The 10,957-nt window shown below is 65.1% G+C and carries 7 protein-coding genes and 1 pseudogene; 2 read left to right on the top strand and 6 right to left on the bottom strand.

Translation table 11 applies throughout. From position 1 onward, the window contains the following. Positions 1–140: 140 nt before the first annotated feature. The 5 genes from IEZ19_RS48085 to IEZ19_RS48065 form a co-directional block, all read right to left on the bottom strand. Positions 141–1,814 carry a GMC family oxidoreductase gene (locus tag IEZ19_RS48085; RefSeq protein WP_189317687.1) on the bottom strand — a complete coding sequence of 558 codons (1,674 nt, stop codon included), beginning with the start codon at positions 1,812–1,814 and terminating at the stop codon, positions 141–143. An 847-nt stretch (positions 1,815–2,661) separates the two neighbouring features. Continuing rightward, on the bottom strand, positions 2,662–3,702 hold the full coding sequence (locus tag IEZ19_RS48080) for an ABC transporter ATP-binding protein (protein ID WP_189317686.1): 1,041 nt from the start codon (positions 3,700–3,702) through the stop codon (positions 2,662–2,664). Beyond that, positions 3,699–5,717, bottom strand: coding sequence for a dipeptide/oligopeptide/nickel ABC transporter permease/ATP-binding protein (locus IEZ19_RS48075; RefSeq protein ID WP_229841686.1), 2,019 nt, complete (start codon positions 5,715–5,717; stop codon positions 3,699–3,701). Before IEZ19_RS48075 ends, IEZ19_RS48080 begins: the two co-directional genes overlap by 4 nt. Then, positions 5,633–6,685, bottom strand: coding sequence for an ABC transporter permease (locus tag IEZ19_RS48070; RefSeq protein ID WP_229841685.1), 1,053 nt, complete (start codon positions 6,683–6,685; stop codon positions 5,633–5,635). The genes IEZ19_RS48075 and IEZ19_RS48070 overlap by 85 nt, the downstream gene beginning before the upstream one ends. Positions 6,686–6,742: 57 nt before the next feature. Next, positions 6,743–8,362 carry an ABC transporter substrate-binding protein gene (locus IEZ19_RS48065; RefSeq protein ID WP_189317685.1) on the bottom strand — a complete coding sequence of 540 codons (1,620 nt, stop codon included), beginning with the start codon at positions 8,360–8,362 and terminating at the stop codon, positions 6,743–6,745. Between the two features lie 324 nt (positions 8,363–8,686). On the opposite strand from IEZ19_RS48065, the gene IEZ19_RS48060 reads away from it, so the two are divergent. Both IEZ19_RS48060 and IEZ19_RS48055 read left to right on the top strand, forming a co-directional pair. Then, complete coding sequence (locus tag IEZ19_RS48060) at positions 8,687–9,403, top strand: FadR/GntR family transcriptional regulator (RefSeq protein ID WP_189317684.1); 717 nt, start codon at positions 8,687–8,689, stop codon at positions 9,401–9,403. Between the two features lie 401 nt (positions 9,404–9,804). Further along, positions 9,805–10,746, top strand: coding sequence for a YoaK family protein (locus IEZ19_RS48055; RefSeq protein ID WP_229841684.1), 942 nt, complete (start codon positions 9,805–9,807; stop codon positions 10,744–10,746). A gap of 8 nt (positions 10,747–10,754) precedes the next feature. Here the strand turns inward: IEZ19_RS48055 and IEZ19_RS52355 are convergent. After that, positions 10,755–10,957 (bottom strand): annotated as a pseudogene (locus IEZ19_RS52355) (hypothetical protein); the annotation flags it as partial.

The following is a 10,957-nucleotide window of genomic DNA, read 5'->3' as shown; positions in this document are numbered from 1 at the left end:
GCGGCCACCGCCCGCAACCGAAGGGCCTCCTGCGCCGAGGCAACAACTGCCTTGCATCCCGCACCAGTTCACGCACGCAGGGATCAACGCCCCAGAACACCTGCCGTTTCGGATCAATATGAGCTGTGCCCCGGCGCGGCTCATCTCGCCTCGTCGACCATGAACTCGGCCATGCGCTCGCCGATCATGATCGCGCTGGCATGCGGTCCACGTCGAGTCAGCGTTGGCATGATCGACAGGTCAGCCACCCGCAGCCCCTCCACTCCGTGGACCCGGCCTTGAGGATCAACCACCGCAGTGGGGTCGCTTATCGGCCCCATCCTGCAGGTCCCGGCCGTGTGCGCCGCGGAGGCAAGGTTGGCCAGGATCCACCGGTCCAGCCCTTCGTCATGACTCAGTTCGGCACTGGTCAGCGACGTGAGCTGCGCGCCTATGCGCCGGTACGCAGAATGTTCGAGCAGTCGCGCGACCAGGCGCACGCCGTCGCGCATGCGCCGCAGGTCTTCCGGTTCGCTCATGTATCGGAAGCAAAGCTGCGGAAGCACGCTGGGATCGGCGGACGTCAATGTGAGTTCACCGCGGCTCAGTTCCATGCTCAGCTCGACGAACATGTGCAAGATCTTGCGTTGCTGGAAATCCTGCAAGGCCGCTTTCGGGGATCCGCCCCACACACTCTTCCAGGTTGCCCAGGGCTTTCGCAGGAAGAGCGCACCCCTGGCGCGATCGATGAGGGACTGGCTGCGTGCACCGAACAGCATGGTGGACTTCGAGTAGATCGCCGGGAGCAGGCACATGTCGTCGGCGATCGACGAACCTGTGGCGGTGTAGTTTAGGATCACCGGTCCCACCGGTAGCAGGCCGCCGGGGACCGGACCCTCTGCCATGGTGCGATACGGGACGCTGACGAACGGATGGTCCATGAGGTTCTGGCCGACGTTCGGCGAGTCGTGTACGACGTCGATCCCGAGCCGCCGGAGCTCGTCCGCCGGTCCCACGCCGGAGAGCATGAGGAGGTGGGGGGTGTTGATCCCGCCGGCGCACAGGACGATCTCATCGGCCGAGACCGCGCCATCGACGCCGTCACGCTGATAGATGACACCGTCGGCACGTCCGCCGGCGAAGGTGATGGCGCGGACGAACGTGCGGTCCTGGACCGTCAGATTCGAGCGGTGCTCCGCCGGGATCAGGTAGCGGACGGCGGCGTTCATCCGGCGGCCTTGGTCCGCGTTGGTCGGCGTGAAGGCAACCCCGTACGATGCTGCGCTGTTGATATCCGGGTCCTCAGGGAAGCCGGCGGCGAAGCAGGCCTGCCGGAACGCGTCAAGGATCGGGATCGCCGCCGCTTCGGGATGGCGCCGGACCACCATCGGACCTTGAGCGCCATGCCCTGGCGCGTCACCCAAATCCAGATCGGTCTCGGCCCTGATGAAGAAAGGCAGGACGTCCTGGTAGGACCATCCGTCGTTCCCTGCGGCGGCCCAGCCATCGTAGTCCGCCGGGACTCCTCGCCCGTAGAAGGCACCGTTGACTGCGCTAGATCCTCCCACAGCCTTGCCGCGCGCAACCGAGACGGCGCGGTCGGCGGTCAGCTGCGCCATGAAGGGCCAGTTGTCGCTGCTCCCCGGCATAGCGAACGCGCCGGAGTGGCAGTACTTCAGCGCCGGCGGATAGTTGTCGATCTCCCCGTAGTGACGGCCAGCCTCCAGGACAAGCACGGACCTTTGCGGGTCTTCGGACAACCGCGCGGCGAGCGCGCTCCCCGAGGCACCTGAGCCGATCACAACGACGTCGTAGTGGCGATTCGCGCGTACCATCGGTCAGGATCCGGTCTGCGCGCACTCGGCGCTCGTCGCAATGAGCAGCGTCTTCAGACAGCCGTGCGCGGCCGGCCCAAACGGCTCGAACTTTCCCATTGGTCATGCCCTCCAAGTCGAAAGCTATGCAAAAGACTTCGGCCGACACCGATTCCGGAAATGCGTCAGTCGTGGCCAACAAGCTCCCTCCAGCGCGCCGGCTGCTCGAGCAGCCGCGCGACTAGGCGCCCGCCGGAGCGTATACGCTGCAGCTCGGGTTCGCTCATGTACCGGAAGCGAAGCTGCGGAAGCACATCGGGATCGGCGGACGTCAGGGTCAGCTCGGCTCCACGCCCCATCAGACCTGCGACTGAACTGGCAAGTACGAGCGATCCGCCGGTTCCCGGCTCGATCAACGCCGGGATGATGGCCTTGCAGGTGTGCCAAACGCCCTTGGCATTGATGTCGTTGATGACAACCCACTTCTCGTTGGCGACTTCCCCTGCTGGCCGAAGGTGAAGACGCCGACGTTGGCTGAGATGATATTTGACCTGACCCAGCTAAGCCAGTCCATCCTCGAACGCGGACTTCAGCGCGCTGAAGTCGCGGGTCGGCTTAGGTGGTGACGATCCGGCGATCGAGTGCCTCGACCTGCCGCCGTCTCGGCGAAGTCGGCGGTCGGGCCCAAATAGAGCGGCGGGATCTCTGGAACGGACTCGCAGATGTCCATGGCGATGATGCCCGCGCCCTCCTGAGCAAGGCGGATGGCGTGGCTGCGCCCTGGCCACGGGCCGTGCCTGTGCCGAAGGTGACGTTCCCCTTGACTTGATCATTCATTCGATGCCCCGTGCGCAAGTCGTTGCGTCAGTCACCACCGTTGCGATCGTCCGTTCACGCCACTAACCGGTGCAGCGGCGCCATCAAGCTGGCGCCAGTGGTGGCACGCAACACGGAATCGGCCGTCGCGGCACGACTCGATGACCGGGCGCTCGCGCACGCACACGTCCGTGCGGTATGGGCAGCGCGGCGCGAAGGGGCAGCCGGTTTCCGGCACCGGTGCAGCATCGAACTCCTCCTGGTTCTTGGCGCTCGCCCTCGTCGCACGCCTGACGGTGGGATCGGGGATCGGCACCGCCTCGAGTAGGGCGCGGGTGTAGGGGTGGAGGGGGCGGAAGTAGAGCTCCTCAGCCGGCCCCTCCTCGACCACTTGCCCGCGGTAGAAGACGAGGATGCGATCGGCGATGTAGCGCACGACGTCGAGGTCGTGCGCGATGAACAGGTAGCTCAGGTGGAAGTCCCGCTGTAGCTCGCGCAGAAGGTTGAGTACTTGCGCCTGCACCGACAGGTCCAGGGCGGTGACCGCCTCGTCGCAGATGACAAGTCGGGGCTGTACGACCAGCGCTCGGGCGATCGCGATGCGCTGCCGCTGGCCACCGGAAAAGTTTGACGGGTACCGCGCGGCCGCGTCCGCGGCCAACCCGACCCGCTTCAACATCGTGCCAACTCGTGCGTCCATCTCCTGGCGGGACAGGTTGCTGCTCGTATGCAGCATCTCGCGAAGCGTCTGCCCGATCGTGCGGGTCGGGTTGAGCGAGCTATAGGGATCCTGGAAGACGACCCCCAGGTCTGCACTGAGGTCCCGTCGTCGCGACCGGGATGCCACCGTGATGTCCTCGCCGAGCCACTCCACGTTGCCTGCGGCGATCGGCGTCAGCCCGAGGATTGCGCGCCCCAGTGTCGTCTTGCCCGACCCGGATTCTCCGACGATGCCGACCGTCTGCTGATTCTCGACGGTGAAGCTGACGTCATCGACCGCGCGCAGTAGTGCCTTGCGACGGCCTCGGCTGAAGTGCACTGACAGGTTCTTGACGCTCATCATGGGGCTGGCCGATGATTCGATGCTGGTCATGCGCACTCTCCTTCGAGCATCGCGCTGTGGAGGCAACGCGCTTCCCGGCGCGTGCCGACCGGCTCGAGCGGGATGGTCCCGTCGCCGCACTCGCCGGTGGCGAGGACGCAGCGGTCCTTGAAGCGACATCCAATCGGCCATTGCCCTGGTGCCGGGACGGTCCCCGGAATCGCCGGAAGGGCTTCCGAGGACGGCACCCCGTGCGGGTTCGCCGTCAACAGCCCCTTGGTGTACGGGTGCCGCGGCTCCTGGAACACCGGGAGGATCGGCCCCTGTTCGATAACCTGACCGGCGTACAGGACGACCGCGCGTTGGCACATCTCGGCGACCACGCCCCAGTCGTGCGTGATCAGCAGGATGGCCATGCCACGATTCGCCTGAAGCTCCCTGAGCAGTTCGAGGATCTCGGCCTGCACGGTGACGTCCAGCGCGGTGGTTGGCTCGTCGGCGATGACCAGCGAGGGCTCGCCGGCGAGGGCACGAGCGATCGCGACCCGCTGCGCCATGCCGCCAGAGAGCTCGTGGGGATAGCTTGCGGCAACCGCCGCGGGGTCGGGCAACTGGACCTGCGCCAGCAGGTCCAGCACTCGGGATCGTGCCGCCGCTCTTGAGACGTGATGGTGGCGGCGCACGATCTCGGCCAGTTGCCGCCCGATCCGCAGGGTCGGGTTGAAGCTCACCATGGGCTCCTGCGAGATCACCGCGATGTCCCGGCCTCGCACCTGATGGAGTTCGCGGTCCGACAGCGTGGCCAGGTCGCGCCCCCCGAAGAAGATCGAGCCGGCCTCGACCTGGCCCGTGCCCGGGAGCAGTCCGACGATCGACATCGCCGTCGCGCTCTTGCCGCAGCCGGACTCTCCGACGAGGCCCAGCGTCTCGCCCGGTGCGATGTCGAAGCTCACGCCGTCGACGACCCGCGTGTGCGCACCGCGGGACTGGAAGACGACGTTCAGACCTCGAACGGAGAGCAGGGCACCGGCGTCGGCCTCGTCGGAGATGTCGCCGATGGCGGCGGTGACGGGACGCCGACGGCTGCGCACCGGTGCTGCCCAGGCCTCGGTGAGCGCGTCCCGGGAGACGTCGCCGAGCAGGCCGAGCACGAGCACCGTCACCGCGATGAGGATGCCGGGCGGCCAGATCAACCAGGGGTCCTGGATGATCAGTTGCAATCCGTCGGCCACCATGCCGCCCCAGCTCGGCGCCGGGGACCTGACCAGCAGCCCGAGGAAGCACAGTCCGCTTTGCGCGATCAGCGAGAGGCCGGCCATCACCGACGTCTGCACGATGATTGCCCCCGACACCCGTGGGAGCACGTGGCGGACGATGATGTACGGTCGTGAAAGTCCCGCGGCGCGGGCAGCGGCGATATACAGCTCGCGCTCGATCGGGAGCACGCTGACGCGCACGACTCGGATCATCGCTGGTGAGACCAGCACTCCGAACGCCGTCATCGCCGCGAGCATGCTGTACGGGAACACTGCCAGCACCAACAGGACTACGACGATGCCCGGCATCCCGAACAGGAGATCGCTGACCCAGGTGACAATGCGGTCGATCCAGCCGCCGAAGTATCCGGCGGCAAGGCCGAGCGGCACGCCGATTGCGAGAACCACCAGGACTGCCGTCCCGACTCCGACCAGCGTGATCCGGGTGCCCACGAATAGCCGATCCAAGACGTCGCGCCCGAGCTCGTCGGTGCCTAGGAGGTGGTGGTGAAGGCTGGGTTGAGCGCGGACCGCGTCCAGCGAGCCTGCGCTCTGCCCGGCGATGTGGGACAGAGCAATGGGAGCGACGATCGCGGTGACGATGAGCGCGAGCAGGTATGCGATGCCTGCCACTGCAAGCTTGCGACGGAGCAGGCGGTGAAGGAAGCGCGCCGACTTCGGGGGAGTGCACTGGATGATGCCGTTCGGGTCGGCCTCTGCGATGCTCATGCCACCCTCACTCGCGGGTCGAGCCAGATGTACAGCACGTCGGTGCTCAGGTTCACGATGACAACGATCACCGTGAAGCACACGACGACGCCCTGAATCAGCGGGATGTCGTGCTGTGTCGCCGCCGTCACTGCCAGGCTCCCCAAGCCCGGGATCGCGAACACGCTCTCTACGAAGACAGCGCCGCCGAGCAGACTGATGGCGATCCAGCCGGTGACGGCGATCACGCGCAGGGCTGCGCCTCGCAGGGCATGACGGAAGATGATCGACGTCGGCGAGACGCCACTCGCTCGTGCAGCGCGTATGTGCTCGCTGGCCAGGGCTTCGAGCATGCCATCCCTCGCCTGCTTGGCGATCGCGGCGATTCCGCCGATAGACAATGCCAGCACGGGCAACACCAGCGACTGCAACCACTGACCGAGCGACACACTCGGCGATACGTAGCCGGTGCTGGGCAGCCAGCCGAGCTTCACTGCGAAGATCGTGATCAGGACCGCTGCGAGCCAGAACGACGGCACCGCGAAGCCCAACACTCCCAGAGCATCCAGGAGGCGGCCGGTCACGCCGCCACGGACAGCGCTGATCACGCCGAACAGCACGCCGAGCACGAAACTGAGGATCATCGATCCGACGGTCAACGAGATCGTGACCCCGAGCCGGGTCTGGATGCTGCTCGTGACCGGCTCGCTGGTTGTCAGCGTCTCGCCGAAGTTCCCGTGCACCGCCCGAGTCAGCCACTGCCAGTACTGCTCGGGTGGTGACTTGTCCAGGCCGAGCTCGGCGCGCACATGCAAGTACTGCTCGTGCGTTCCGCCGAGTCCCACGATCGCGCGCGCCTCGTCGCCGGGCGTCAACGAGATGAGCACGAAGCTCAGCACCGAGACGACCATCAGCAGCACGATCGCGGTCGCCGTCCGCTTCAGCACGAGCCCGGTCAACCGCGAATCGACGAAGGAGCCGATGCGATGGGCGGCGGCTGCGGGGGGACGCGGCACCATCACTGTGCTGCCCCCGGCCGCCTGCACATCCTCGGTCGTCACGTTGCTCATTGCCCCTCACCTTTCACACTTTGGATGCCTCGTTGGATCACGGGCTCGGTCTCGTAACTACTTGCCGGTCGGGTACCACGCGGTCGGCAGCGAGGTGTTATACCGGCTGTTCACTTCGACCCCGCCGATCCCCTTCGATACGAAGAAGAAGTTTGGGAACTCGACCAACGGAACGGCGTATGCCTGGCTGGTGTAGCGCCGCCACATTTCGTTCCAGTATTTTCCGGGATCAGACGAGGAGGCCCCCAGTGCGTAGAGGCGGTCAATCTTTTTGTCGCCTCCGAAGAAGGCGATCGGAGAGGCGGCCGACAGGTACAGCGGATAGGTCGCCGTGGTGACGTCGAACTGATCCAGGGTCTGGATAAGCGCGGTCTGGTACTTGAGTGCGTAGGTCGCAAAGGACGCCTGGTCCGGCAGGCTCGTAATTTTGAGATCGATGCCGACCGCCTTCAGGTCCTGTGCAACGGCGTTCATCAGCGGCTGGCCATAATTCCCGAAGTAGCCCGAACAGACCAGGTTCAGCGAGAAGCCCTTAGCGTATCCCGCCTGCGCAAGCAGCTTCTTAGCCTTAGCCACGTCATAGTCATAGTGGAAATCGGCCGAGTCAGCCTTCGCATCGGCGGTGACGAAGCCCCATTTTGGAACACCGGTCGCGCCGAACAGGCCCTTGGCGATCGCCACGCGGTCGATCGCGTAATTCATCGCTTGGCGGACCTTCACGTTGCGCAGCTCAGGAGCTCCGACGTCGTGAATCAGATCAAGCGACAAGAAGAACATGCCCTGTGGAGCGGACTGGACCTGCAGACCCGCCGACCTGGCGGCCATCGCCGTCGTGGCATCCCCGAGCGAAACCTGGTACTGGCCGGACTGCTGCGCCTGCAGACGCGAGCTCGGATTGGAGATGACCTTCACATACACCTGCTTGAAGCGGATCGCAGGCTTGTCGTAGTAGTAAGGGTTCGGTACATAGGTGTAGTGGTCACCGTTTACCGACTGCGATGTCTGCATTTGATACTGGCCCGCCCCGTAGGACGCGGATTTCATCAGGCTCGGATTGGCGACCGCTTTCGGACTCGCCACGTAGCCGGCGTTGTTCCCCTCATCGGACAGGATCAACGGTAGAGCCGGGTTGGGGGATGTCATCTGGATCTTCACAGTGAGAGCGCCAGTTGCAGTGAATATCGGTTTGACTCCGAAAGTGCCTGCAAATATTCCCTTGGTCTTGACGAAGTACTGGAGCCATCCCACCACGCTCTGAGCGGTGACCGGTATGCCGTCAGAAAATTTGACACCCCGACGCAAGGTGAACTCGAACACCTGGTTTTTTTTTGCCCCGGAGTTGTCGTATCGCCATGAGGTTGCCAGCTGTGGCTCGATCTTACCGGCGGGCGTCTCGTGGAAGAGCGCCGCATACGAGAGGGAGAGAGGGAGCGCGATGAACTGTCGCGAGCCGCTCGCCAGAGCAGGGTCGAGGGAGTTCGGAGCACTGTTGATGGCGATCTTCAGTGTAGTGATCTTCGCCGTCGCGCCGGTGGTCGCGCCGCACGCTGACGTCACCACCAGCAGCACGGCCAGAACGACGGTAGTCGAGACCGTTGACACGCGTCGCGACGCCTCGTGTGGACGCAGCCTGTTACCGATAAGTGTTGCAGCCGCTGACAGATGCTTGAGTTTCATTGAGTTTTCTCCAGGGCTTTCGGATCTTTGACAGGCCCTACTTGAGTACTCAGCCTCGATGGGCATTAAACAGTTGGCCTGCTGGTCTGACAAGCCCTGGGACATCATCCTCATCAGAGTGCGTGGCGTGACGTCTGGAGAAGCCCCGTCCTCGTCTCCCGGGCGATCGAATCGATCATGCTCTTACCAGCGCATTCAGCTGCCGGGACCGAGTTGATGGCGGCGATCACTCTGCCTACCCAAACGCCCGTAGCTGGCTGAGTTAGTCAGACCAGCTGGCCAGCCAGTGGTCCAATAAAGGCATCTCGATGTACTGTGCTCGACATGTCCTCTACCCCGCGGCCGCTGGACCGTCGGCCGGTCTACGAGCAAGTCGCCGACGAACTGCTCGAGTTGATCCTTAGCGGGCAGCTGCCGCCGGGTAGCGTGCTTCCACCTGAGCGCGAGTTGTCCGAGCGATTCGGCGTCGGGCGCACGACGATCCGCGAGGCGCTGCGCGCGCTGCAGACCAAGGGGCTCGTGGTCGCGACCGGCCCTACGTCGCCGCTGTGCGTCGTCGCGGCCGACAAGCTAGCGACCGATCCGCTGCGCGACACGTTCGTTTACCTGCTGCGGCTCGGGCGCGTCCCGCTCGACGACCTCATCGGACTGCGTGCCGCGCTGGAGGGTGCGGGCGCCCTGCAGGCCGCCACGCGCGATCGGCGGCCCGACCTCACGGCCGCGCGCGACCAGATCGCGTTCATGCGCGCGGCCGGCAGGGACCTCAAGGCGTTCGATGTTGCCGACATCCGCTTTCACCTCGAGATCGTCCGCGCGTCGGGCAACGAGGCGCTGACGCTCGTGATGCTCGCCGTCCGCGACTCCTTATCCAAGGCGTTGTTATCGCGCCTGGAAGCGCTCACTGACCCCTCGTCGATGCTGCAGCGTCTTATCGCCGAGCACGAAGCGATCCTGCAGGCAGTGATCGACGGCGACGGGGAAGCGGCGCAACACTTGACCCGCGAGCACCTGCGGCGCTACTACAGCATGCCGTCGCCGTGAGCGCGACCACCGGCGCCGCTACGACCGTCCTCGTGTGCGAGGCCGCGGCGGGCGCCGCGGGCGAGTGATTCGACGTCAAGGTATTGGCTTCCGCCACGATTCAGGCGGCGCCCAGGCCTCTGGTGGCAGGTATGCCGGCGGCGATGTCGCGGCCGACGACGACCGCCGAGGCCCCGGCCGCGGTGCTCCCTGTGGCACGGGTCCGACCCGACCGGGTTGCTGAACCCGAACAAGGTGTCGTGGGCGGTCGGCTGATGCGCCTACCAGCTGCTCGGAAGCATTCCCCGGGATCAAAATGTCCGAAGCCGCTGCGAGCGACAGGACCGTCCCCGCAGCGGGCCCATCCCCTCGCGGCCGTCCAACATCCCGTGACGACCATCCCTCCTCGATAAAGAGCCGACATGAGTCTTGAAGTGCGGTTGCGCAGCGGTCCCGGTTCGACCCGGAGCCGGCTGCGGATTCCTCTCCATGAACGGTTGTTTGGGTGGAATGGCCCGGCCTTCGTGGCGGCAGTCGCCCTCCGTGAACGAGTTGGTGATCACAAGAACTTCTTCTCATTCGTATCCAATTCCACCAGGAAAGAGATGATGGGAAAATCAGCAAGAAGCGTGGCTACCGTCGCGACCCCAGGGGGGGTAGGGCGAAGGTTGCGGCTTCTACGAGCCGCGCCCGCAGAGCGACTGCACTTGATCCTGATGCTCGCCTTGACGTTTTCGACCGGTCTCGTTGACGCCATCGGCTACCTCGGGCTCGACCGTGTTTTTACCGGGAACATGACAGGGAACGTGGTCGTGCTGGGCATGGCGATTACGGGTGGTGGACATTTGCCGGTGATAGGACCACTGCTAGCGCTGTTGGGGTTCATAGCGGGCGCCGCGCTGGCCGGTTGGGGCTTGCGCGGAACTGCACCGGGGTGGCTGCCACGGACGACGGCTTTCCTGACACTCGCTGCGCTGCTGGTACTCACGGCAGGCGTCGCTCTGGTGTGCATTGACGGCTACGTGACCGCGCCGACAAAGATCTTCTTCACTACGATTCTCGGCAGCGCGATGGGGCTCCAGGCAGTTAGTGCGCGACACATCGCTGTCAGGGACGTCACGACGGTCGTCGTTACGTCCACCATCACGGCCTTCGCAGCCATCCTGATCCGGGGCACAAGACGAGGTGGCAGTTTGATGGATCGTCGCTTGGCCGCGGTCGTGCTGATTCTGGTGGGCGCTGCCATCGGGGCGGCGTTGCTGCAATGGCAGCTCGGTGCCGGGCTAATCTTGGCTGGCACGATTCTCGCGGTTGTCGCGACGGTTGGTGCATGGCATGCCGGGGCCAGCACCTCCGCCTATTGATCCGAAACTCAAAGGGTTCTATTCGAGGGTGTATCGGACGTGTGGGCCACCGAAGTAGCCGCGGACGATGCGTGGCTGGAGTTGGCGGCGAAGAACCGGCGGGTTTCGGCGGCGAGTTGGGCCTGGTCACGGGCCCGGCTGTGCATGGGCGGACTGCGTTTGAGATCGGCGTTGACCAGCTCGTCGGGGTTCAGCTCCGGCGAGTACGAAG

The sequence above is a fragment of the Streptomyces brasiliensis genome (genome assembly GCF_014647875.1).
Taxonomy (GTDB): domain Bacteria; phylum Actinomycetota; class Actinomycetes; order Streptomycetales; family Streptomycetaceae; genus Streptomyces; species Streptomyces brasiliensis.
This window is presented reverse-complemented; position numbering and strand designations above follow the sequence as displayed.